The organism is Larkinella soli (genome assembly GCF_003703975.1).
GTDB classification, from domain to species: Bacteria; Bacteroidota; Bacteroidia; order Cytophagales; family Spirosomataceae; genus Larkinella; species Larkinella soli.
This window is the reverse complement of the sequence record NZ_QTJY01000018.1, coordinates 1-23990: the sequence shown is the minus strand read 5'-3', so window position 1 is coordinate 23990 and position 23990 is coordinate 1. Positions and strand designations below refer to the sequence as shown.

General features: G+C 58.0%; 21 protein-coding genes. 11 read left to right on the top strand and 10 right to left on the bottom strand.

Going from position 1 to position 23990, the window contains the following annotated elements; translation table 11 throughout:
* Positions 1-2: 2 nt before the first annotated feature.
* Positions 3-1325 carry an MFS transporter gene (locus DX909_RS24555; RefSeq protein WP_128547888.1) on the top strand — a complete coding sequence of 441 codons (1323 nt, stop codon included), beginning with the start codon at positions 3-5 and terminating at the stop codon, positions 1323-1325.
* Positions 1326-1425: 100 nt separating this feature from the next.
* Here DX909_RS24555 and DX909_RS24550 read toward each other — a convergent pair whose 3' ends face one another.
* On the bottom strand, positions 1426-1938 hold the full coding sequence (locus DX909_RS24550; RefSeq protein ID WP_128547887.1) for a pyridoxamine 5'-phosphate oxidase family protein: 513 nt from the start codon (positions 1936-1938) through the stop codon (positions 1426-1428).
* Between the two features lie 241 nt (positions 1939-2179).
* On the opposite strand from DX909_RS24550, the gene DX909_RS24545 reads away from it, so the two are divergent.
* The 3 genes from DX909_RS24545 to DX909_RS24535 all read left to right on the top strand — a co-directional run bounded on the left by DX909_RS24545 (position 2180) and on the right by DX909_RS24535 (position 5851).
* Positions 2180-3490 carry an amidohydrolase family protein gene (locus DX909_RS24545; RefSeq protein ID WP_128547886.1) on the top strand — a complete coding sequence of 437 codons (1311 nt, stop codon included), beginning with the start codon at positions 2180-2182 and terminating at the stop codon, positions 3488-3490.
* Between the two features lie 81 nt (positions 3491-3571).
* Positions 3572-4684, top strand: coding sequence for a TlpA disulfide reductase family protein (locus DX909_RS24540; RefSeq protein ID WP_164851390.1), 1113 nt, complete (start codon positions 3572-3574; stop codon positions 4682-4684).
* A gap of 759 nt (positions 4685-5443) precedes the next feature.
* On the top strand, positions 5444-5851 hold the full coding sequence (locus DX909_RS24535; RefSeq protein ID WP_128547884.1) for a S24/S26 family peptidase: 408 nt from the start codon (positions 5444-5446) through the stop codon (positions 5849-5851).
* Between the two features lie 7 nt (positions 5852-5858).
* Here the strand turns inward: DX909_RS24535 and DX909_RS24530 are convergent, their stop codons facing one another.
* Both DX909_RS24530 and DX909_RS24525 read right to left on the bottom strand, forming a co-directional pair.
* Positions 5859-7721: a tetratricopeptide repeat-containing sensor histidine kinase gene (locus tag DX909_RS24530; protein WP_128547883.1), complete on the bottom strand. Its 1863-nt coding sequence runs from the start codon at positions 7719-7721 to the stop codon at positions 5859-5861.
* Positions 7722-7759: 38 nt separating this feature from the next.
* Positions 7760-8542, bottom strand: coding sequence for a LytR/AlgR family response regulator transcription factor (locus DX909_RS24525; protein WP_128547882.1), 783 nt, complete (start codon positions 8540-8542; stop codon positions 7760-7762).
* Positions 8543-8760: 218 nt separating this feature from the next.
* Between DX909_RS24525 and DX909_RS24520 the strand changes: the two genes are divergently transcribed.
* Together DX909_RS24520 and DX909_RS24515 are read left to right on the top strand one after the other, a co-directional pair.
* Positions 8761-9156, top strand: a complete 396-nt coding sequence (locus tag DX909_RS24520) for a LytR/AlgR family response regulator transcription factor (protein ID WP_128547881.1) — start codon at positions 8761-8763, stop codon at positions 9154-9156.
* A gap of 5 nt (positions 9157-9161) precedes the next feature.
* Positions 9162-9515, top strand: coding sequence for a LytTR family DNA-binding domain-containing protein (locus DX909_RS24515; protein WP_128547880.1), 354 nt, complete (start codon positions 9162-9164; stop codon positions 9513-9515).
* 150 nt (positions 9516-9665) lie between these two features.
* Here DX909_RS24515 and DX909_RS24510 read toward each other — a convergent pair whose 3' ends face one another.
* Positions 9666-11693 (bottom strand): M13 family metallopeptidase, encoded by a 2028-nt coding sequence (locus DX909_RS24510; RefSeq protein WP_128547879.1) that lies wholly within the window; start codon positions 11691-11693, stop codon positions 9666-9668.
* Between the two features lie 165 nt (positions 11694-11858).
* Positions 11859-12797, bottom strand: a complete 939-nt coding sequence (locus DX909_RS24505; protein WP_128547878.1) for a DUF8428 domain-containing protein — start codon at positions 12795-12797, stop codon at positions 11859-11861.
* A 298-nt stretch (positions 12798-13095) separates the two neighbouring features.
* Between DX909_RS24505 and DX909_RS24500 the strand changes: the two genes are divergently transcribed.
* Positions 13096-13914 carry an Fpg/Nei family DNA glycosylase gene (locus DX909_RS24500; protein WP_128547877.1) on the top strand — a complete coding sequence of 273 codons (819 nt, stop codon included), beginning with the start codon at positions 13096-13098 and terminating at the stop codon, positions 13912-13914.
* Here the strand turns inward: DX909_RS24500 and ilvD are convergent.
* Complete coding sequence (gene ilvD / locus DX909_RS24495) at positions 13895-15604, bottom strand: dihydroxy-acid dehydratase (protein ID WP_128547876.1); 1710 nt, start codon at positions 15602-15604, stop codon at positions 13895-13897. The genes DX909_RS24500 and ilvD overlap by 20 nt on opposite strands.
* 336 nt (positions 15605-15940) lie before the next feature.
* Entirely contained in the window at positions 15941-17332 is a 1392-nt protein-coding gene (locus DX909_RS24490) for an Nramp family divalent metal transporter (RefSeq protein WP_229311174.1), read from the bottom strand.
* A 92-nt stretch (positions 17333-17424) separates the two neighbouring features.
* On the opposite strand from DX909_RS24490, the gene DX909_RS24485 reads away from it, so the two are divergent.
* Positions 17425-18615 carry an acyltransferase family protein gene (locus DX909_RS24485; protein ID WP_374755877.1) on the top strand — a complete coding sequence of 397 codons (1191 nt, stop codon included), beginning with the start codon at positions 17425-17427 and terminating at the stop codon, positions 18613-18615.
* A 48-nt stretch (positions 18616-18663) separates the two neighbouring features.
* Positions 18664-19785 carry a glycoside hydrolase family 18 protein gene (locus tag DX909_RS24480; protein WP_128547875.1) on the top strand — a complete coding sequence of 374 codons (1122 nt, stop codon included), beginning with the start codon at positions 18664-18666 and terminating at the stop codon, positions 19783-19785.
* A gap of 4 nt (positions 19786-19789) precedes the next feature.
* On the opposite strand, the gene DX909_RS24475 is transcribed toward DX909_RS24480, so the two are convergent.
* The 3 genes from DX909_RS24475 to DX909_RS24465 form a co-directional block, all read right to left on the bottom strand.
* Positions 19790-20488: a class I SAM-dependent methyltransferase gene (locus DX909_RS24475; RefSeq protein ID WP_128547874.1), complete on the bottom strand. Its 699-nt coding sequence runs from the start codon at positions 20486-20488 to the stop codon at positions 19790-19792.
* A 240-nt stretch (positions 20489-20728) separates the two neighbouring features.
* Complete coding sequence (locus DX909_RS24470) at positions 20729-21241, bottom strand: hypothetical protein (RefSeq protein ID WP_128547873.1); 513 nt, start codon at positions 21239-21241, stop codon at positions 20729-20731.
* 5 nt (positions 21242-21246) lie between these two features.
* A complete protein-coding gene (locus tag DX909_RS24465; protein WP_128547872.1) occupies positions 21247-22497 on the bottom strand; it encodes a TCR/Tet family MFS transporter in 1251 nt (416 codons plus the stop codon).
* Positions 22498-22579: 82 nt separating this feature from the next.
* On the opposite strand from DX909_RS24465, the gene DX909_RS24460 reads away from it, so the two are divergent.
* On the top strand, positions 22580-23449 hold the full coding sequence (locus DX909_RS24460; RefSeq protein WP_128547871.1) for an aldose 1-epimerase family protein: 870 nt from the start codon (positions 22580-22582) through the stop codon (positions 23447-23449).
* Positions 23450-23779: 330 nt separating this feature from the next.
* Positions 23780-23990: hypothetical protein (locus tag DX909_RS24455; protein WP_164851389.1), on the top strand; the 211-nt coding region annotated here is incomplete at its 3' end.

Genomic DNA, 23990 nt, shown 5'->3' with positions numbered 1-23990 from the left:
TCATGCCGACCCCCTCCACTCCCTCCGCCGGTAAACTTACCGAATCGCCCCGGTGGTCGCTTCCGACCGTACTCAGCGAAAGCAGGGGGCTGCGGTATTTTACCTTTTTTTACCTCTACGCCCTCCAGGGAATTCCGGCCGGTTTTTCGCTTACGGCGCTATCCAACTACCTGACGGCCGAAAGCGTAAAACCGCAGGTAATCGGCGCCTTTGTCGCCACCGTCGGCCTGCCGTGGGCATTTCAGTTCCTCTGGGGGCCTTTTATCGACCGTTACCAGAGTTCTCCGATGGGCCGGCGCCGGCCCTGGGTGCTGGGTTCGCAGCTGATGGCTTTTCTGGCTTCGCTCGGCTTGCTGCTGGTTCAGGACCCGGTCACCCAGACCGGCCTGCTGGCGACCACTTTCCTGGTTCACTCCGTGTTTGCGTCCGTGCAGGATGCCGGCGTCGACGCGATGGCTATTTCGGTGATTCCGGAATCCGAACGGGGGCGGATCAATGCGTTCATGCGGGCGGGGTTTCTGGGGGGTACCGGCTTCGGCGCGGTGGTTTTTGCCTACCTGCTGCGCAGTGAAGGGTTCCGGGTGGCGGCCCTGGCTCAATCAGGACTGCTGCTGGCGCTTACCGTGCTGACGTTTTTCCTCCGCGAACGGCCCGAAGACCGGCTTCTGCCTTTCGGACGGAAACGCCCGGAACCCGCAGACCGCCCGCCCGGCCGATCCTACCGATGGCTGTTCCGGGAATTGTTCCGGGGCCTGTTTTCAAGACGGAGTCTGGTGTTGTTCGGCTCCATTCTGCTGGTTTACATCAGCCACAGCCTGTTCATCCGGGTTTTTAATTTCCATCTGATCCGTCGGCTGGGCTGGGCGGATACCGAGGTATCGGTGCTGACCGGAACCTACGGCATGCTGCTGGCGATGGGGGTCAGCCTGCTGGGCGGCTATCTGGCCGACTGGCTCGGCCCCCGGCGGCTGCTGATCTGGGTCATGCTGCTGACGGCGGTCTACCTGATCGGAATCAACGCGCTGGCTTCCTACTGGGCCGAGCGGTCTTTCACCCGTAATGCCCTGATTACCTGGTACATCATGGACCCCTGCCTGAGCATCGCGGCTATGCCCGTCCTGATGGCAATATGCCGGAAGGGCGTTGAAGGTTCGCAGTTTACTACCTATATGGCGCTGGTCAACTTCTCGGACGTAACCGGGTCGTTCGTCGCGGGGATGGCGTTGAGCCGGTTCTCCGCTCCCTCCATCGGGCTGCTGGCCGGCGGGCTGGTACTTGGGGCCATCGCCGTCGTTGGGCTGGCCTCCCGCTACCGGATCGCCTGAATGGGAGCGGCTCCGGCCGTCCGGGAAGAATGAATGGGTTATCCGAAAAAAGGAGGGCCGCCGGATCGCCAGGCCGGCGATCCGGCGGCCCTCCCTGACGTCAAACCGGCTCGTCGCCAAACTTTTCATTCCGGCCGGTTTTGTCGGACGCGCCGGTCAGGGCGCCTTTCGCCATTTCAAACAGCTTGACCATTTTGCCGCCCGGCCGGTCCCAATATTCGCCCGCGTTGGTGGTTACCTTCAGCAGCGTGATTTCGGGATCGTCCTTGCCGTTGGGAAACCAGGTTTTCAGAATGTCGCTCCAGAGTTCGTCGATTTTGCCCCGGTCTTTTACCACTTCGGCATAGCCGGTGGTGGAGACGTAGACCTCCGAATCGGTGTCGGCAAAGGCCAGCGCCACCCGCGGGTTCTGCCGGATCTCGTCCACTTTGTTCGAGTTTTCATAGGTAAAGAACCACAGGGAGCCGTCCGGGTCCATGTCGTGGGTGGCCATCGGGCGGGTGTGGAAATCGCCGTCCGCTTCCTGGGTGGTGAGCATACAGATGCGGATGTCCTTGATTCTGTCCCGGAGCTTATCCAGTTCCAGGGCGTTCAGAGTCCGTTGAGTTTCCATAAGGTTGCTTGATTTGGTTACCTAAACGGAAACCGGTGTGGTAGGCCGGGGTTTCGGCACCGCGCGATAAACCGGATAAGTCGAGCCAACGGTTACCCGACTCCCTTTTATTGGTCAGAATCCATGCAGTTGATCAGTAGCACATTGCACAGCGGGACTTTATATCCCGACGGATAATTTCTTCCTTCCATTGTTTTTAGTCAATTTTCAGTTTGTTCCTGATACATACCATACCCGACCTATGTTCCCGGCTTTTACCCGCCTTTTTATTACAACTGTACTCTTTTCCAGTCTTATCCTCACCGCCAATGCCCAGCCACCGGCTTCAAAACCGATCCTGATCCGGGCCGGGAAGCTGTACGACAGCGAGAAAAACAGCTTTCTTTCCAAACAGGAAATTCTGATTCAGGACGGGGTCATCCGTCAGATCGGCCCCCGTCTGTCGGCTCCTAAAGGCGCCATCGTCCTCGATCTGAGCCGCCACACGGTTGCACCCGGTCTGATCGATGCGCATACGCACCTGTTGCTCAACCAGAAACAAACCCGGACCGGGATGGAAGATGCCTCCAAAATACCGGCAGAAGAACGGATGCGGCAGGCCCTGGCCTTTGCCAAAGCCGACCTGGAGGCCGGAATCACCACCGTGCGCGACGTCGGCAACTCCGGACAGTTTCTGGACGTGCAGCTCCGGAAACTGCTGGCCGAGGGGAAAGCGCCCGGTCCGACCATGTACGTTTCAGGGCCGATCCTGAGTCCGCCGGGCGGGCAGTTCGGAAAGCTGGCCCCGGCCGACACCTTCGTTATCAAACAGGAGTACCGGGTTATTCGGGGGGCCGCCGACGCCCGGGCGGCCGTGCTCGAACACCTGAAGCAGGGCGTCAACGTCATCAAGGTGTGCATGAACACGGATAACCGGGTGCTGGCCCCGGAAGAAATCAAAGCCATCGTCGCCACCGCCCATGAGAACGGTATTCCCGTCACGGCCCATGCCACCTACGACGAGTCGGCGCGGGATGCGGTGCTGGCCGGCGTCGACGGCATCGAACACGGCTATGCACTGTCGGACAGCACCTTAATCCTGATGGCGAAGCGGGGGGCCTATGTGGTGCCGACGGACGTCTCGCGCGAAAAAGCCGCCATCATGGTGGCCGGCATCGGGATGAAAGGCAAGGAAGCCGAGGACTACATCGCCACCAGCCTCAACACCTTCCATGACCGCATCCGACGGGCCCGGGAAAAGGGTGTCATGATCGTGGCCGGGTCGGATTATTATTTTGACATCAAAGGCGTCGGACGGGGTGAGGGTTCGGTAGACGTGGTGCTGTCCTATTTCGAAGCGGGCCTTTCGGCCGCGGACGCCCTCCGCACGGCCACCTACCATGCCGCCAAAGCACTCGGCATTCTGACGCATACGGGCATTCTCAAAAAAGGCATGAAAGCCGATCTGGTGGCGTTCGACGGCGACCTGGAACAGACCTTCCCCCGGTCATTGACGAAGGTAAAAACCGTCATTAAAGGCGGAAAAATGGTATATCAGGCCGCGGAGAAGTAAAGCGGCCGGCAGGGTCGGCGAATCGGTTAATTTCGTATCTTTCAGCCAATGCCGGCAACGGCTTTCCGTCCACACTCCGCCATGAAAGCCTTCACTTCTGCCCGGTTTTTCAGCCTTAGCCTGCTGGCCGTATTTGCCTTCGGCTGCTCGCCATCCGACCCTCCGTCATCGTTCACGCTGAACGGTCGTCTGCCTAAAGCCGTTCAGTCGAACCTATACCTGCTGGCCGCCGACCAGACGCCCGTCGATTCGGTCAGGAGCAACGGGGCCGATTTTGTTTTTAAAGGGAACCTGACGGAGCCGGGGTTGTATGCCGTCCGGATCGATACCTTCCGCAAAACCTACCCGGTTTTTCTGGAACAAGCCCCGATCCGGATGGAGATACACGACGACGAAACGTATGCGGTTAGCGGGTCGAAACTGCATTCGGAATGGGATCAGTACGAAAACCGGTTTATTGCACCTATTCGGGACGAACTGGTCCGTTTGTACTCGGAAAAAACGGCGGCTCAGGCCAAAGGAGATACCGCCCTGGTTTCCAGGTTAAAGAAGCAGAACGACTCCGTCAGTATCTATTTTTTCACCCACCGTCAGAACTTCATTACCCGGCGTCCTTTCACCTTTTTCAATCTGTATCTGCTGGGTCAGTATTGGGAGAATCTGGGGGAAGAATTTACGGCCGCCCAACTGGCCGAATTCAAAGGGCAAATGGGTCACTATGCGACCTTTGCGCGACTGGATCAGGAGCTTAAAAAACGGACCGCCCGCCGACAGGCCACGGAACCGGGCCAGGCCGCCTTCAATTTTACGCTGCCGGACAGCAGCGGGGCCATGCATCGGCTGAAATCACCGGCGAAAAAGCTGGTGGTGGTGGATTTCTGGGCCAGCTGGTGCGGCCCGTGCCTCAAACAGGTGCCTGCCCTGAAGCGACTCCATACCGCCTATGCCGGGCAGGGCCTTACGGTGATCGGCATTTCCATCGACGACAACGAGCGGCAGTGGAAACAGGCACTCCGGAGACACCGGCCGGCAGGTCTTCAATTGCTGGCCGGAACGAATCAGGAAGTGAAAGACCGGTATGCCATTACCGAAATCCCGCAAACCTACCTGATCGACCAGCAGGGCCGCATCGTCGCCCGAAATCTGGAAGAAGCGGCCTTACAGAAGAAAGTAGCCGTGCTGCTGGGGAAATAACGTCGTGCCTTTGCTCTCCTGTTTAGAATTTCAAAATCCGGCTACAAATCGAGGGTCCGATTGGTTGCGACAACAGGTCGGTAAAAACCGACTCCGGTCGGATTTTTACCCCCAACCGCACCGGCAACCCAGCCCTCTTAGAGGTTGTTTTTGGGAAAGGGTTTTTGTCATCCCGCCGACCACCCCCCGGCCCCCTCCTTGCTAAGGAGGGGGTGGCTCCGCAGGACTGAAAAGGGGCAGCGCGCTCACCCCCTCCTTGCTAAGGAGGGGGCCGGGGGGTGGTCCGGCGTCCCTCGTTCTTCAGGATGAACGCTTCCCCAAACCACCTCTCAAGGGCCGGGCGGACACGGGAAGGGCACACCCTTCAATCGGGTCGCTCTGCGACCGAATGTTTGTAGGTACTAAAAGACGGCAGCAAGCGAATCAGTGCTTAAAGGCACTTTTGATTGTTTTTGCGGGGTTCGGTTTTTAAAGACAGGGCCGCTACGGGGCCAGGTCAGAAAGTGCGGTTTGGCACTTTTTGGGCTGGCCGGGCGGCTTCTCAATTCTTCGTCTTGCTTCCCATATCGCAAGCTTCTACCTTTGAGCCGCCCAATTAGTTACTATTTACTCACTCTAATCACTCAGGAGCATGGTACAAAAAGAGACGTTCAAAAGCCTGGCCGGCAAAAGGGTGAAAGTCCCCACTCTCTTACCATTGCTCTTGAGTGATGAGTAACTGTTGGGCAGTGACCGGCCTATTTTTAATCCTTCTTTCTTATGCCCAACAGAAAGAGTAAATCTGGGATTTCGTCAAAGAAGTCTCAGCACCAATCCCATTTCCTCCTCGAAACTCCTCCCCAGCCCTTTGTCGGCCCGCCGGAAAGCCGTAGTCGGCTTCACCAGCCCCGCCCTTTCGAGGTGCTGACCGAACACATGGCGCCGACGCTCGACCGCCACGAAACCATCGTCGGCTTCCCGGTCGGGCGGGAAGACTGGGGCCGGGTTTCCGGCATCGTCGTGATCGAACTGGTCAACGGGCGCTGCACCTGCGGGCGCGTCCTCGCCGTCACCGCCGACGGCATCGCCCTCTGCTTCGACAACCCCGCCTACCCGCCCGGCGCTTACCGGACCGAACACATCGCGACGCTGTACGAAGCCTACCGCCTGACCCGCATGGCCGCCTGACCGGGGTTTAAGCCGCCACCGGCTCCGTCTCGAACACCGGCGGAATCACCAGCCGGAAATACGTGCCGTTGCGGTTCTGCACCTCCAGCTTCCCGCCCACCTGCTCGCTCAGCGACACGATGAGCCGCTTGCCGAATGAACCCGTCGGCCGCTCCCAGTGGCTGAGGTCCAGACCGTTGCCGTTGTCCTGTACTTCAAGTGTCAGGCCGGGGCGGACCAGATTCGGCGACCCGGAGCCGTCGGCCAGCAGGCGGATGCTGAGGTGCGGATCATCGACGCCCTCGTAGGCATGTTTGAAGGCGTTGGTCAGGATTTCGTTCAGGATCAGGCCGAGCAGGATGGACAGGTCGACGTCCAGCACGGCCGGCTCGATGTGCAGCCGGCCGTCGAACGGCTTCTTGTCGTAGCCGTAGGCCTGAACCAGCCCCTCATACAGTTCGGTAATGTACTCCCGGATGTTGACCGCCGTCACCGAATCGACCTGATACAACTGCTGGTGGATGAGCGCCATCGCTTCGACGCGCTGCTGGCCCGTCCGGACGGCCTCGACGGCCCCCTCGTCTTTCAGCCGCCGGGATTGCAGCCGAAGCAGGCTCGACACGATGGCAAGGTTGTTCTTGACGCGATGGTGCAGCTCCCGCAGCAGGATTTTCAGCTGTTCCGACTGCTCGCTGATCTTACGGTTGTTCTCCGTAATGATCCGGTTATTTTCCGTAAGGCGGGCGTTGGTTCGCCGGATCAGGCGGTTTTGCCGGAACAACAGGCCAAGCAGCCCGACCACCACGATCAGGCCCGCGCTGACCCACAAAAGCTGGCGGTTTTTCCGGAGGTTGGCCTCGTCGAGGTCCTGAATCCGGGCTTGCTGCTGTCTGGCCTGAAAGCGGCTTTCGGCCATAACCAGCTGCCGGGCCTTGTCGGCATTCAGGACACTGTCGCGGTAGACGGCTTTCTGCCGGGCATAAGCCAGCGCCTGGGCAAACCGGCCCCGTTTTTCGTATATGCGCGTCAGGACGTCGAACAAGTCCTCCCGGATTTTCAGCCGGTCGGGGCCGTTTTCGCTCCATTTCAGCGCCAGCCGGGCGTAGCGTTCGGCCTCGTCGGGCCGGTCGAGCAGCAGAAGCGTATTGGGCAGGTTGACGTGGACGTAACCGCGGATAAAGTCGTCGTTGTGTTCGTCGGCATACTTCAGCACCTGGCGGTAGATGCGTTCCGATTCGACGTAATTACCCGCGTTTTTGTATTCGATGGCGCGGTTGAACAGCGTCGAAATGTAGTCCTCACCGTGGGCTTTGTAGATGGCGATGGCTTTAGCGTTGTAGATCAGGGCTTTGTGCGGATTCTTACGGCTGTCCTCCAGATTCGCCAGTTCGGAATAGGTGTCGGCCGTCAGCAGTTCTTTTTTATGGGTCCGGGCCAGCTTCAGGGCTTCCAGAAAATAGCGCTCGGCCTGGGTAAGATCGTTGCTCAGGAAGTAGGTTTGCCCGATGCGGAGGTGCAGGACGATCTTCTGCCGATGATCCGGTGTGTTTTTCAGCAGGTCGACGGCGGTCTGGAAACGCTCCAGGGCAGCCGGATAAGCGCCCTGATCGAGTTCCATCCGACCAAAATACATCTGCACGCGGCTGAGCTGCCGGTCATCCTGAAGCCCTTCGGCAATCGCCAGAGCCTCGTTCAGCACCGTCAGGGCCTCACCGGCCCGTCCTTTCTCGATCAGACGCTGGGCAAAGTCGCCCATGCGGGCAATCCGGACCGTATCGGGTTGGGCGGCAATCTCGGTTTTAAAGCGGGTGTAGTCGGTGGTTTCGGCGGATTGGGCAAAACTGTCCTGCAACAATAGCTGTATTGCCCAGAGAAGCAAGAAACGTTTCACGGTAGGGGTCGGGTAGGGTTAAAACGAAATCAGGTCGGCTACCAGATCTGAAATTGCTGGATAAAGGCCGGTTTATACTGGCGTCCAAGCGGCACGATATGCTTCCCGACGGTGATCTCACGGTCGGAGAAGCCTTCGACTTTTTTAATATGGACGGCAAAGGATCGGTGTACGCGCACGAGCTGCGTTTCGCTCAGCCGGTCGAGCAGGGTGCTGAGGGTGAGCCGGATGGCAAATTTGCGGTCGTGGGTAGTGATGGTGGTATAGGCGCCGTCGGCTTCCAGGAACATAATGTCTTCCAGCGGAATCTTGACGAACTGGTAATTATGCTTGATGAAGATGAGATTGTCGATCCGCAGAATGGTTTCGCGGGAAGGGGCATCCTTCTCCAGCAGACTGTGCAGTTCGTGCGCATCGTCGTGGGGCCTCGCTTCGAGTTTATGGCTAAAGTTATATAGCGCCAGTTCGATGGCAATGCGCAGATTGCTGATGGCGACGGGCTTGGTGAGGTAGGCCGCCGGCCGGGTGAGTTTGGCCCGGTCCAGTACTTCTTTACCAGACAACGCGGTGGTATAGATCACCGGGACATGACGGACCGCCTGCAACTGACCGACGGTCTCGATGCCGTCCCAGTCGCCCTTGAGTTGTATGTCGCAGATCACCAGATCGACCCGCAGTTTTTTAAATAAATCCAGGGCTTTTCGGCCATTATTGACCGTTCCGACCACATTGTATCCCTCCTCTTCAAGTATATCGCACAAATACATGGCCAGAACGGCTTCGTCCTCTACTACGAGAATCTGGATTTGTTCCTCCTCCATACTTTATTAAGGGACAATATTTATGGTAATATTAACAGTTATTTGGCGGCATTGCTAATCAATTGCAATACAAATATTTCTCCACATTGCGCTTCCATTACCAAAATTAACCGTTTGGTGACCAAAAACCGTCGTTAACTGCCTTTTGCAAGCAAAGCGATATAGCGATCGCCATCTTTACATTGTCAAACCGCCCACGAAGTAAAACAGACCAGACCATGCTGACCCTTAAGACTACCAATTTCCCTGCCAAGATTGTATCGAATACGCCGACCGCCGTTCTCCAGGTCTACGCCCGGGGAAACCGACAGCGTCTTTTCGATACTTCGGAACTGGTTTATCTTCAGGGCGATGCCAATTATACCTGGCTGCACTGGAAAGACCGGCCGTCGATGCTGGTCTCGAAAACGCTGAAATACTTCATGTCGATGCTGCCCGCCGGGGACTTTGTGCGGCTTCATCGGAACTGCATCGTCAACTGCCGGTATGTGGAACGGCTGGAGCAGCTAAAAAACGGAGGGGGCCTCGTTTACCTCGAAACCGGTACGACCCTGACCATCTCCCGCCGTCGCTGGGAGGAAATCGAGCGGCATTTTACTCTCGAAACCCGCTGAATGTCATGTCCTCCAGCAACGAAGCCCAACTCCCACCGGTCGCCATGACGGACATCGTCTACCTCCACAGCGAAGACCAGCAAACCTGGATCGTCTATTTCGATCACTCCGCCCTGCGTTGTGCCTCCATTTCCATGCCTCTCGAACATTGGGAAAAGAAACTGCCGGATTTCTGGCGGATCAACCAGTCGTATCTGATCAACCCGGCCCTGATCTACCGCTTTCATCCGGCCGATTTCCCTGATTTTCCGCTGCCGCTGGTCGAGCTGATCACGGGCCGGACGCTGGCCGTCAGCCGCAAGCAGACGCCGTCCATCCTGCGGAAATGGAACAGCCTGCAGCGGGCCATGATCTCCTGATTCTTCTCTGTTCTACCGATATTTTTCTCTGTCTTATTCTCTTCTCTGTCTCCATTCTGTCTTACTTAGTAGCCAATAAATTGTCTGACTATCAAAAAAGCCGGCCTGATCAGGCCGGCTTTTTTTCTTTTCCGGAAGGCGGTCAGGCGGTTACCAGACCCGGATTCGTTCTTCTTTGGGCTTATACATCTTATCGCCGGGCTGGACGTTGAACGCCTGATAGAACGCGTCGATGTTGGTCAGCGGACCGTTGCAGCGATAAATCCCGGGTGAATGCGGGTCGGTCAGGATCAGCTGGGCCTGGGTTTCGGGCCGGGTATTGCTCCGCCAGACCTGCGCCCAGGACAGAAAAAACCGCTGATCGGGCGTAAATCCGTCGATCTTTTCACCGGCCTGCCCCTGTTTCGTCTTTTTGAAGGCGTCGAAGGCAATCGCCAGCCCGCCCAGATCGGCCAGGTTCTCACCCAGCGTCAGTTTACCGTTTACGGCCAGTGAATCCAGCACTTTATAGCCGAAATACTGGGTCGCCACGCGGTCGGCGCGCTGTTTAAACTGCTCGGCGTCGGTTTTGGTCCACCAGTCGCGCAGGGTTCCGTCGGCGTCATACTGCCGGCCCGAGTCGTCGAAGCCGTGCGTCATTTCGTGACCGATCACGGCCCCGATGCCCCCGTAGTTCACGGCGTCGTCGGCTTCGGGGTCGAAGAAAGGAAACTGGAGAATCCCGGCCGGAAACGCAATCTCGTTGTTGACCGGGCTGTAATAGGCGTTGATCGTCGGCGGAGTCATACCCCAGCGGGTCCGGTCGACGGGTTTGCCCAGCCGGGTTACCATGTAGTTATACGCCCACTGGCTATTGCGTTTGACGTTGCCGTAAAAATCGTCCGGCCGGATCGTCACCCCTTCGTAGGTTTCCCACTTGTCGGGGTAGCCGATCTTCCGTTTGAACGAGGTCAGTTTGACGAGGGCCCGCTTTTTGGTTTCGGCGCTCATCCAGTCGAGGCCGTTGATATGTTCCCGGAACGAGGCTTCCAGGTTATCGACCAGCTTCATCATCCGCTCTTTGGCTTCGGGTTTGAAGTAGGTCTGCACATACAGCTGCCCGAGCAGATCACCGAGCTGGGTGTCGACGAGGTTGCTGATGCGCTGCCAGCGGGGCGCCATTTCCTTCTGACCGCTCAGCACCTTCGTAAAGGCGAAGTTCTGCGTCACGAAGGCGTTGCCCAGATACGGGGCCGCGCCCTTCAGGACGTTCCAGCGGAGGTAGGTCTTCATTTCGTCGACGGGCGTGGCCGTCAGCAGGCTGTCCACCGAGCGGAAAAAAGCCGGGTTGGCCACCAGGACCGTATCCTGCTTTCCGGCACCCATCCGGTCCAGCAGCCGGCTCCAGTCCAGCGCCGGGGTGGTTTTGGAAAAATCGGCGACGCCGAACTTGTTGTAGGTCTTGTAGGGGTCCCGCATTTCGACCCGGCTCATCTGCGCACCGGCCAGCGCGGTTTCCAGCCGCAGCACCGTGGCTGCGTCCTTTGCGGCTTTTTCCGGAGTTTCACCGATCAGCCCGAACATCTTCGTCAGGTGGTCTTGATAAGCTTCCCGGACGGCCCGGCTGCGGGCGTCGTTTTTGAGGTAGTAGTCGCGGTCGGGGAGCGTCGTGCCGCCCTGACCGAGTTGCGGAAGATACTTATTGACGTTCTTGCGGTCCTGCGACACCGAGAACCCGAACAGCATGGGGTTTCCCTGCGCCCGCTGCCGGGTCATTTCATCGAGCAGCCCGGCTTTGTCCGCGACGGCGGCAATGCGGTCGAGGTCGGGGCGGATGGGGGTATAGCCGAGCTTCTCAACCCGGAGGCTGTCCATGCCGCTGGCGTAGAAGTCGCCCACCATCTGCCGGGTACGGCTGCGGCCGGCTTCCGAACCGCGGGAGGACTCTTCCAGCAGGGTTTTCATGGCCTGCAAACTCTTTTCCTGCAATTCGTTGAAACTGCCCCAACGGGTTTTCGAGGCCGGAATCGGGTTATTTTTCAGCCACGTTCCATTGGCATACTGGTAGAAGTTATCGCCCGGCTTCACGCTCGTGTCCATGTTGGCGGGGTCGATAAATTTCTTTTTGGGATCTTTTGGAGGAGTGGCGGCCATCAGCCCGACGGCGACGGCCAGCACCGGCAAACAGACAATTCTCATAAGAAGCAATCTGCGGTTTTAAGACTGGGTTTGTTGAGGAAATTAAACTACGAATTTACCTGATAAATAGACGAATAGCTACGCTTTCAGTCAGATAAATTGCAAAAAGAAAACGCGGCACCGTCGGGTGCCGCGTTTTCTTCAGGTCAGTTACCTGATCGATCTTTACTTGATGGCAAATGATCCTTCGCCGATCCGGAAACCTTCCGAATAGAACTCGATCGTATATTTACCCGGCTTGTAGGGAATACCGCCCCGGGTGTAGGTCAGTTCGACGTTCTGGTTGTTGTTCGTAAAAGGAACCGTCTGCTTCACGGTATACACCTGCTCCTGGCCGTTCACCTGGAACGTGCCGGAACCGTTGGCCATGTCGGAAACGACAGCCCCCGTCGGATCGAGCACCCGAACGTAGACTTCTTTCTCCTCCTGTTTGGTCAGCGGGTTTTCAGGCAGCATATAAACCACTTTCAGTTTATCCACGCGTTTCGCCTTCACTTCATCGGCGGTTGCATCGCGTTGCTTACCGCGCGAGTTCAGGGCGAAAACCCGAACGTTCTGGGCTTTCAGAGCGGCAGCCCGGGTGACTTTTTCGGAAAGATCCTTGTTAACCGTCGAAATGGTGTTAACCGAATCTTCCAGCGTCTGCTTCACCGTTTTCAGGGTCGTGTTTTCGTCGTTCAGAACCTGGTTGTTGGTTGTCAGAACCTGGTTTTCGGTTTGCAGCTGAGCGATCAGCGTGTCTTTTTCCGCCAGGAACGCTTCGTATTGCTTGATTTTAGCTTCGTACTTGGCAATCGAGATTCGCTGGCCTCTGCGAAGAGCGGCTTTGTCTTTCTCAAGCTGTACTTTTACACGCTCCAGGTCGGTAACGTCACCACCCAGTTTCCTTACCTCTGCAATTTTGGCATCCAAAGCCGTCGAGATGGAATCCAGACGAGTACGGGTCGTTGCTAATTCTTCCACTCGCGTGGCAATCGTCGCTTCCTGGTTTTTGCTAACCTCTTTTTGTTCGTACAGCAGATAGCTTGACACGCCGGCCAGAATTGTCATAATAACCAGGGCAGCTACCAGCGCCCCGTTTGCTTTTGGCTTGTTGTTTTCCATAACTACTTTGTGCGATTTATTTAAATTAGACAGAATTGATTACGTAAATTTCTAACCTCCATTCAGTAAAATTAATTGAACAACATGCGTTCGGGAGTGCCTTGCTGATACAAAACATTGTAACCATAACGGGCACTATTGGTAATTATTATCCTCGAAAATTAAATTTTAGCAAAACAAATTCTTCGAAAGCGTATTTAACGTTTCCGGGATGATTCGTTACCTAAAACTGGTTTAGGCTTTGAATTGTTATATACAACACCTGAATCATTTTATAAAGTTCCTGCGTTTCGACTTTATGCCTGAACTCCCCGAAGTGGAAATCTACCGCCGGTACCTTGAAACTTCCTCTCTGCACCAGCCCATCGAAGCCATCGAGGTGGAAGATTTTAAACTCCTGACCACCGACCTTTCTACGCTTCAGGAAGCCCTGATCGGCCATTCCTTCACGGGAACGAGCCGGGTCGGTAAAAACCTGTTCGTGCTGACCAATGCTCCCGGGAAGGTCATCGTGCATATGCATTTCGGCATGACCGGCGACCTCGAATATTACCACTCCTCCATTACCCGGCCGAAATATGCCCGGATCGTTTTTCACTTCCGGAACGGCTTCAATCTCGGCTTTATCTGCCCCCGCAAGTTCGAGCGAATCGGTCTGATCCACGACATAGATACGTATCTGGCGCAAAAGAAAATCGGCAAAGACGGGCTGGAGATCCGTCTTTCTGAGCTAACGGCCCGGATTCGACGAAAAAAGGCGTTGATCAAACCCGTTCTGATGGACCAGAGTACGGTCGCCGGACTGGGTAACTGGATCGTCGATGAAGTGCTGTTTCAGGCACGGGTTCATCCCGAAAAACGCACCGAAAGCCTGACCGACGCCGAAATTGAAGCGCTTCACGACGCCATCCGGCTCGTCCTGACCACGGCCATCCGTCACGAAGCCACTTACCGCGACTTCCCGATCGGTTTCCTGATTCATGTCCGCGAGTGGGACGACTCCCCTTACGACGACGTCGAAGCGCACAAATTCTGCCCCCGCTGCGGCACCCGCATCGAGAAAAAGGAAGTCGGCGGCCGGACCACCTACTTCTGCCCTAAAGACCAGACGCTGTAACCACCCGGTTTTCGCGCCGGCCGTCGGTCACACACCCCTCCGCTGCCGACGACACCAGCCGGCTGTATTTATAGAGAATACCGCTGTCGTATTGCGTCTCGGGCGGTTTCCAGCCCTGCTTCCGCCGGGCAATTTCATCGTCCGTCAGCACCACATCGAGCCGGTTGTCGACCGCATCGATGGAAATCATGTCTCCGTCTTCGAGCAGGCCGATCAGACCGCCGTCCACGGCCTCCGGGGTAATATGTCCGACCACAAAACCGTGCGTTCCGCCCGAAAACCGCCCGTCGGTGATGACCGCCACCTCTTTACCCAGCCCGGCGCCCATGAGGGCCGAGGTGGCTTTCAGCATCTCGGGCATGCCGGGGCCGCCTTTCGGTCCTTCATACCGGATCACGACCACCTCCCCGGCCCGAACCCGCCCGGCTTTGATGGCTTCGATGGCGACGGCCTCCTTGTCGAAGACCCGCGCCGGTCCCCGAAAAAACTCGCCCTCCTTGCCGGTGATCTTGGCGACGGAGCCTTCGGGGGCCAGGTTGCCGTACAGAATCTGGATATGCCCGGATTTCTTCAGCGGCCGGTCGAACGGCACAAGGATATTCCGGTCGTTGTTCCATTCGGGAATGCCTTCGAGGTTCTGTCGCAGGGTCTGGCCCGTCACCGTCAGGCAGTCGCCGTGCAGCAGGCCCTCGTCGAGCAGAATCTTCAGGATCGCGGGCGTGCCTCCGCTTACATGCACATCTTCCATCAGGTATTTGCCGCTGGGCCGCAGATCGGCGATGAGCGGCACCTGGTCGCTGATCCGCTGAAAGTCGGCCAGTTCGAGCCGCAGACCGAAGGCGCGGGCCATGGCGAGGTAATGCAGTACCGCGTTGGTCGAGCCGCCCAGGGCCATCACGCCCACCAGCGCGTTTTCCAGCGACCGCTGCGTGACGATGTCGCGCGGTTTCAGGTCCAGTTCCAGCAGCTTTTTCATGGCTTTACCCACCTGCGCGCACTCCTGCCGTTTCTCCAGGCTGGTGGCCGGATATGACGAACTGTAAGGCAGGCTCAGCCCCAGCGCTTCGATGGACGACGACATGGTGTTAGCGGTATACATGCCCCCGCAGGCTCCGGCCCCCGGGCAGGCATGGCGGATGATGGCCCGCATCTCCGACTCGTCGATCAACCCGGCGACCTTAGCCCCATAGGCCTCGAACGACGATAGAATGCTGATATTCCTGCCGTTATGCTGCCCGGAAAGCGAACTGCCGCCGTAGACCATGAGGGCCGGGCGGTTCAGCCGCCCCATGGCGATGATCGACCCCGGCATGTTCTTGTCGCAGCCCATGACGGCCACCAGCCCGTCGTACCACTGCGCCGATACCATGGTTTCGATGCAGTCCGCGATCAGGTCGCGGGAGGGCAGCGAATACCGCATACCGGAAGTACCCATGCTGATCGAGTCGCTGACGCCGATGGTGTGGAAGGTCAGCCCGACAAGTTGTTCGGGCTCCATCGACCGGGCAATTTCCCCGGCCAGATCGTTGAGGTGCATGTTGCAGGGATTCCCGGCGAAACCCGCGCTGGCAATCCCGACCTGCGGATACCGGATGGTCGTTTCGGTCAGACCGGCCCCGAACAGCATGGCCTGCGAGCCGGGCTGATCTTCATTCTCGGTCAGCGTACGGCTGTATTTGTTAAGGATCATAGCAGGAAGGACCACCCCCCGGCCCCCTCCTTACCAAAGAGGGGGTGATGAGGGTTTTGTGAAGTTTTTAAGAAAAATGAATTTTCAAATAGTCATCCATAAAATACATCGGCAATCCATCAAACTCACTCCCTCCTTACTCAGGAGGGGTGGTCCGCTTTATCCTCCCGAAATGGTTTGTCATCCCGACGCAGGAGGGACCCTGTGGATGAATTTCTCATTACCTGAAGTTCCCGGGCACCAGATCCCTCGTTCCTCGGGATGACAAAAGAACGGGAAGACAAAAACACCCCCTCCTTACCAAGGAGGGGCCGGGGGGTGGTCCGGCGGGGGTAGTCAAAGCAACTGCCAGACTCCATACAATCCCACGAAAAGGATCGACCCTACACTGGCCCAGAAGCAGATATCATAAAAACGGGATGGTTTCAGGCTCGCGGGAAGCTGCCGGTAACGGAATTCCAGCGCCCCCCAGATCACCACGATCAGCAGAACGGACGTGGCAATCCCGCCCAGAAGAACCATCAGCACGGGCACCTGAAGGAACAGATACAGCAGACACCACAGGATCGGAAATGCCCAGGACAGGGTGGCGATGACCCGCCGACGCGCCACCGGGTCCTGAAACCGCACCCAGCCGAACTGTCCGAACGCGTCGGCAAAAATGCGCGCCCAGCTGGCCGTGGCCGTAAACAGGGTCGAATACAGCACAAAGAAGGCGCCGACCAGAAAGACGGCTTTCGCTCCCGGCCCCAGCGTTACCGTGAACAGCCGCGAAAGCGTTTCGACCATGGCGTATCCATCCGGAACCTGCCCCTGCTCGTGCAGCAGCGAGGCCCCGAGCAGGTAAAAAGCCGCCGTGACGGTGGTGTAGACGAGCATTGAGCAGAAGGCGTCGAGATACATGACCCTGATCCAGCCCCGGGCGCGGTCGGCCCACTCAGGGGTGCCGTCGTTGGGGCCGGTATAAGCCGCATAGCCTTTTTCGATACACCAGTAACTATAGTACATGATCTCGTCACCCCCGACGCCGGTGATGCCGAAAGCCGCCAGCGCCACCCCGACGGTTTCGGGCGGCAGGTTGAACCGCAGGCCCTCGCCCAGTTGGTCGCCGGTGATGGCGTATTGGGTAGACTGGAGCATTACCAGCGAGAGTACGATGAGGCCGGTGAACAGAACGATCATCAGCAGAGAACCTCTCTCGACCCAGGTGTAGTAGTTCCGGGCGATCAGCCAGGCCGTCACGACGGCCGACAGCACCGCCCAGACGCCGGTCGGCACCAGCGGCACGGCCATGTTCAGCACGATGGCCACCCCGCCCACGATGCCGCCCACCTGAAGTACCTTGAGGCTTTGCAGGGAGAACCACAGCCAGAGCGTCCAGTGCGCCCGGCCCAGCCGCCACCCCGGCATCCGGTTGAGCGACTGCATGGTCGGCAGGCCGGAGTAGACCGCATTTTTCCCGAACTCCAGCTGCAAAGCCACTTTCATCAGACAACTAACCAGAATGACCCAGAAGGTAACGAAGCCGGCTTTGGCCCCGAGGGCCGTGGTCGCAATCAATTCGCCGGAACCGACGATGGCGGCCGACAGAATGAAGCCGGGGCCCAGCTGCCGCATCCGCCCCCCGAACGTTTCGGGAGCGGGCCGTATCTGGGCCGCAGAGAGTGCATAGGGGTCATCGACCGCAGGCTGTCGGCCGCCGGTCGACGATACGTCGGAAGGAATCAAGTAGGTAAGGGCTTTAGGTTCAGCCGTAACTTACGAAGTTTTCGGGAATCAGGAATATTTCCTTTCTTGCAGGCTCCTAATTCCGTATTCCCTTGACTACCCTTTCGTCTGAATTTCGCGCCGGTCGGCTTATGTCGATGGATGCGTATCGCGGCTTTGTCATGTTTCTGATGGCGGCCGAAGTACTTCGGTTCGAGCATATCTCCGAAACGCTGCCGGAGAGTTCCTTCTGGCGGTTTCTGGCCTTCCACCAGAGCCATGCCGAGTGGTTCGGCTGCTCGCTCCACGACCTGATCCAGCCGTCGTTTTCATTTCTGGTAGGCGTGGCCCTCCCCTACTCCATCGCCAGCCGCCAGGCCAGGGGCGACCGCTTCGGCCGGATGTTCCTCAGCACGCTGCGCCGGTCGCTGGTGCTGATTCTGCTCGGCATTTTCCTGCGCTCGGTCGGTCGCCAGCAGACCAACTTCACGTTTGAGGATACGCTGACCCAGATCGGTCTGGGCTATCCGTTCCTGTGGCTGCTCGGCTTCCGCTCCGAGCGGACGGGCTGGGTGGCGCTGGCGGTCATCATGGTCGGCTACTGGCTGGCCTTCATTCTGTATCCGCTGCCCGGCCCCGGTTTCTCCTACGAAGCCGTGGGCGTTCCGCCCGACTGGCCGAACCACGCCACCGGCATGGCCGCCCATTTCAATAAGAACAGCAACCTCGCCTGGGCCTTCGACACCTGGTTTCTGAACCTGTTTCCCCGCGCCAAAACGTTTCTGTACAACGGCGGAGGCTATGCCACGCTGAGTTTCATCCCGACCCTCGGAACGATGCTGCTCGGGCTACAGGCCGGCCGGTGGCTGCGGGCCAGACTGACCGACCGCGAGCTGTTCCGGCGGTTTCTGATTGCCGGGGCCGTGGGGCTGGCGTCGGGCTGGCTGCTGACCGTCACCGGCATTGCGCCTTCCATCAAGCGCATCTGGACGCCGGGCTGGGTGCTGTTCAGCGGGGGATGGTGCTTCCTGCTGCTGGCAGCCTTTTACTACGTTATCGACGTGCGGCAATGGCGCGGCTGGGCGTTCCCGCTGGTGGTGATCGGCATGAACTCCATCGCCATCTACTGCCTCGCCCACCTGATCGAGCACTTCATCAAGGACACCTTCCGGACGCACCTCGGGCAGTCGATATTCGAGCAGTTCGGGCCGTATGAGCCTCTGGCCAGCGGGGGTATGGTGCTGCTGGTGTTCTGGCTGATTCTGTACTGGATGTACCGGAAAAAGATATTCATCCGGGTTTAAGTCCCGTTTCTTACTTTTACAGGTATTCTGACCCATTCCCTGAACCGTATGACTCAACGTATTATTCTCCGGCTTTTCCTTCTTTCGGTACCGGTCTTTTTTCTCGGCATGATCGCCAGAAAGCCGGCCAAACCGGTCGTGATCGCCTACGTGGGCGGTTTTCGCGGGCTGGTCAACGCCGACCGGATCGCGGCCGAAAAGCTGACGCACATCAACTACGCCTTTGTCGATATTAAGAACAACCGCGCCTGGCTGCACAACCTGGCGACCGACACGACCAACTTCCGGAACCTGAACGGGCTGAAGAAACGCAACCCGGACCTGAAAATCCTGATTTCCATCGGCGGCTGGGCGTGGAGCGAAAATTTTTCGGATGCGGTTCTGAGCGACACCTCCCGCCAGGCGTTCGCTTCCTCAGCCACCGACATCGTCCGGCAGTATAACCTCGACGGCATCGACATCGACTGGGAGTATCCGGGCATGAAGGGCGAAGACAACGTGTTCCGGCCCGAAGACCGCGAACATTTCACGCTGATGTTTCAGGCTCTCCGCCAGCACCTCAACGCCCTCCAGCAGCAAACCGGCAAATACTACCTGATCACGACCGCCATGCCCGGCTTTCGGGAGATCTTCACGCATACCGACATGGGACAGGCCCAGCAGTATCTGGATTACGTCAACGTCATGTCGTATGACCATTTTACGGGCGGCCCGAAAGCCGGGCACCATACCAACCTCTATGCCGTTACGAACGACGAGTCGGAACAGTCGGCCGACCGGGCGGTGCAGCGGTATAGGCAGGCCGGGGTTCCGGCCGAAAAGCTGGTGATGGGGGTGGCCTTCTACGGCCGGGGGTGGGAACTGGCCGGCAATGACCCCGAAGCGCAGCCTAAACTGATCTGTAAAGTGAACCGGGTAGGCGGCTATACCTACATCAGGGACAGCCTGCTCACCAACCCGGCTTTTGTGCGGCACTGGGACAAAAAAGCAAAAGCGCCGTACCTGTTCCGGCCGGAGCAGAAGTTTTTCATCTCCTACGACGACGAGGAATCGGTACGGCACAAATGTCGGTATGTAAAAAAGAACGGGCTGGGTGGTGTGATGTTCTGGGAATACTTCAGCGACCCGAAAGATTACCTGCTGACCGAAATCGACCGGCAGTTGAAATAAGCGGTTACGAGAATTCGTAGAAACTGCGCGTGGCCGACTCGACCAGCGACGCAAAGGCTGCGTCGTGCAGTTTCCGCATCATGAAACCGTGTTCTTTCAGGTAATACAGATTGTGTTTGCGCACCATGCCGTGGTTGGGCAGTTCCGGACTTTCCACATGCTCGATGAGGTAGTTCGGGTAGTAGCCGTACACGTCGTCCGGTGCAATGCTGAAGGGCGGGTTGTCCATCGTCGGGGCATATTCCAGTGTGTTGAGGAAATACAGCGTGCCCGGCGAGGTTAGTTCCTCCATTTTCTGCAGGTACTCGACCCGCATGGGAAGCGGTAAGGCAACCAGCGAGGCCCGATCATATACGATGTCGATCTCACCGATGTCTTCCGGTGTCAGGGCAAACAGATCCTTACAGAAGATCGTCAGATTCCCCGACACGTACCGCTCCCCTTTTTTCTCGTAAGCAAGATGGTTTTCCTCGAAAAACCGGAGGATGGCTTTCTCGACCAGCTCTACCCCGACGACACGCTCCGCAAACTGACTGAAATATACCAGGTCGATCGATTTGCCGCAGAGCGGCACGAAAACCGACTTGTCCATCAGCGCATACGGCGTCAGGTGTTTCAGTACGTACGGGTGAACGTCCCTCCGGTGAAAGCTGGTGTAATGCCCCTCCAATTCCCACGATTCTGCCCAAAATTGCTTTTCCATCAGTACTTGTTGTTGTGGTGTGGATTGTGTTGTTTACTCGTTGTTCCTGTTGTTCACTAGTATGTTGTTGTCGTGCGTGTCGGCGCCCCGTGTCTCAATCGACGATACAAAATTGGGGGATCGGCGGGTTGGAAAATAGAGGGGATATACGGATTTTCCGAAACAGGTACTTTTACGTAGTGCCCCGGGTTTTCCGAACCACACCACTTCGGAAAACCCGGAATACTGGAGCGGGGCCGCTCACTGAAGCACCTCGATCTTCAGAATCCGGTTGTCGACGGTGCCGTTGGTGATGACAGGTTCGGGGTAATAATGGACGCGCATGAACATGCCCTCTTTGATGGGCACCCGCACGGAATCGTTGTTCTGAAAGCCGGCCGCGCTGCCTCCGCCCTGGATATAATAGCCGAAATCGACGTTTCCGACCGTAAATCCTTCAAAATGGAACGAGCGGGTTTTGCCGTCCTTGCGGTCCCACCACTTCTTCTCCCACTGCCGCGTGACGGGGCCTTCTGCCTTACGGCAGTCGCCGGAATCGAGCATCTTCTTCAGGCGGTTGTAATCCCAGAACGGAATAACGAAAGTGATCAGGATCACGATACCGGCTACGGTCAGCAGGCCGTAGCGGTATTGCCAGTTCCGGAAAAAAAGAAAGACGATGAGCGTGGCGAGGGCCAGGCCGGCGGAAATATACGCCCATAGCCATTCCTCGTAGCCTCGGGCCGAAATGTCGTAGACGGTGGTGTATTTCATGGGTATCAGTGGCCGGAAGACGGTTCTTCCGGTTCGGGTACCAGAGATCGGCGGTTTCCTAAAGCGCCGGCCACCAGAAAGACACTGATGAACGTCAGCACGGCGCCCGTCAGAAAGGGCGCACCCGGAAAATATACCGGCGCTTCGGGTTTCGTAAAATAGGCAAAGAGATTCGTCATTAGCAAGGGCCCGACGATGGAGGTTACGCTGGCCAGACTCGTCAGAGCGCCCTGTAACTCACCCTGTTCGTTGGGAGGCACTTGCGTCGATACCAGCCCCTGGATGGACGGGCCGGCCAGACCGCCCAGCGCATACGGAATCATGAAGGCGAACATCATCCAGCCGCGCGTCGCGAAGGCAAACAGCGTAAAACCGACGATGTAAAACACCAGTCCTACATACAGCGCCCGTTCCTGGCCCAGCTTCGGGATCGCCACCCGGATCAGCCCGCCCTGCACCACGGCCACCGTCAGCCCGACGAACCCCAGCGAATAGCCGACCCACGACTCGTCCCAGTGGAATTTCTCCATCGTATAATACGTCCAGACCGACTGCGGTGCCTGGCCCGCTATATAAAGGAGTACCAGCGCGCTGACCATGCCCATGATGGCCGGATACCGTTTCAGGTTCGCCATCGACCCGATGGGGTTGGCCCGTCGCCAGTCGAACGCCCGGCGGTTTTCCTTCGACAGGGATTCGGGCAGGATAAAATACCCGTACAGCGCGTTCAGCAGCGACAGCCCGGCCGCGATCAGAAACGGCGCGCGCACCCCGAACTGGCTGAACACCCCGCCCACCACCGGCCCGATGATGAAGCCCAGCCCGAAAGCCGCCCCCACCAGCCCGAAGTTCTGCGCCCGCTTCTCCGGCGGGCTCACGTCGGCGATGTAGGCCGCGGCCGTCGTGAAGCTGGCTCCGCAGACCCCGGCAATGACCCGCCCGACGAAAAGCCATTCGATGGTCGGCGCCAGAGCCAGAAACACGTAGTCGACGCCCAGCCCCAGCAGCGACACCAGCAGCACCGGCCGGCGGCCGTAGCGGTCGCTCAGCCCCCCCAGCACGGGCGAAAACAGAAACTGCATGATGGCGTAGGAGAAGGTGAGCCAGCCGCCGTACTGGGAAGCAATGCTCAGGTCTCCGCCGGTAAGCTGCTCGATCAGCCGGGGAGTCACCGGGATGATGACCCCGATGCCCGTGCAATCGATCAGAATGGTAATAAAGATGAACGTAAGCGCCCGATTCCGTTGCTGAGCCATGCGGTAATGATTTTGTCGAAAGTTACCGGTTTTTCAGTTTTTCGTGTTTAGCTTTTTAAGTTTACGGATTCAAACCATCGCCATGACCACACTCGAAAATGACGCGCTCCGCGTCACCATCCGCCCGAAAGGGGCCGAACTGACTTCCCTCTTCCATAAAAAAACAGGCATCGAACACCTCTGGCAGGCCGACCCGGCCGTCTGGGCCTGGCACGCGCCCAACCTGTTCCCGGTGGTGGGCGGTATGCTGGACAATGAGTTGCTCATCGACGGCCGGACGTATCCGATGGAACGGCACGGCTTCGCCCGGCATTCCGAATTTACGGTCGTGGACGTGTCGCCGACGCAGGTTCGCTACTCGCTGCCCTCCAGCGAAAAGACGCTGGCGGTCTATCCGTATCCATTCGACTTCCAGATCGAATACCGCATCGACGAGCAGGTGCTGTCGGTCATCTACCGGGTGTTCAACCAGAGTAGCGAAACCATGTATTTTTCGGTCGGGGCGCACCCGGCCTTCAACGTCCCCTTCCGGCCGAACGAAAGCTACGAGGACTATTTTCTGGAGTTCCAGAAGGAAGAAACGCTCGAACGGCACCTGCTGTCAGCGAAAGGCTATTTCACCGGCGACACTGAGCCGGTCCTGACCGTCGGCCGCGACCTGCCCCTCACCCGCGACCTGTTCAATCAGGATGCGCTGGTGTTCAAGAGCCTCGATTCGCGGCAGGTGACCATCCGCAGCCGAAACCACGACCACGCCGTAACGGTCGGCTTCACGGCTTTTCCGTCGCTGGGCATCTGGGCCAAACCCGGCGCTCCGTTCGTCTGCATTGAACCCTGGCTGGGTTACGCCGACCGCGAAGGAACGCCCGTTCCCATCGGGGAAAAGGAAGCCATCCAGCACGTTGCCCCCAACGGCCAGTTCGAAGCCGGGTTCACGATCGGGCTGTCGTAAAGAAGACCACCCCCCGGCCCCCTCCTTGATAAGGAGGGGGAGTGCTGCGCCATTCCTACGCACCGCGAAGCCACCCCCTCCTGTTTTAGGAGGGGGCCGGGGGGTGGTGTGCCGAATGGCACTCCTTCCCCAGCCCTCTTGCATCCTTCCCCTCCTCCCCCTACCTTTGAACCGCGAAGTTTATTGTTGTTTATTAAAGTTTTTTTCTGGGAAGATCTTAACCAAAGGACGGCCGGCAAAAGGTGCAAGTCCTTGGTCTTCCCTATGCTTTAAGCAATGGTAAGCTTCGCAGTGACCGGCCAATCTTTTCCACCATCTCATCCTTTGGTTATGCGAAGTTCAGCCAATGCCTCCTCCCAATCCCGCCCGGATTACCCCAAAGCCTACTACCGGCCCAGCGGCATACTCCGACGCTTGCTTTTACAACTAATTGAGGCCGAGCCTCTGCTCTCCGCCCAACCCGACGGCCAGGGCGTCGTGCAGGGCTTTTTCCGTACCGTCCTGCGTCGCTACCTGCTCGAACAAAGGACCTACTACGCCC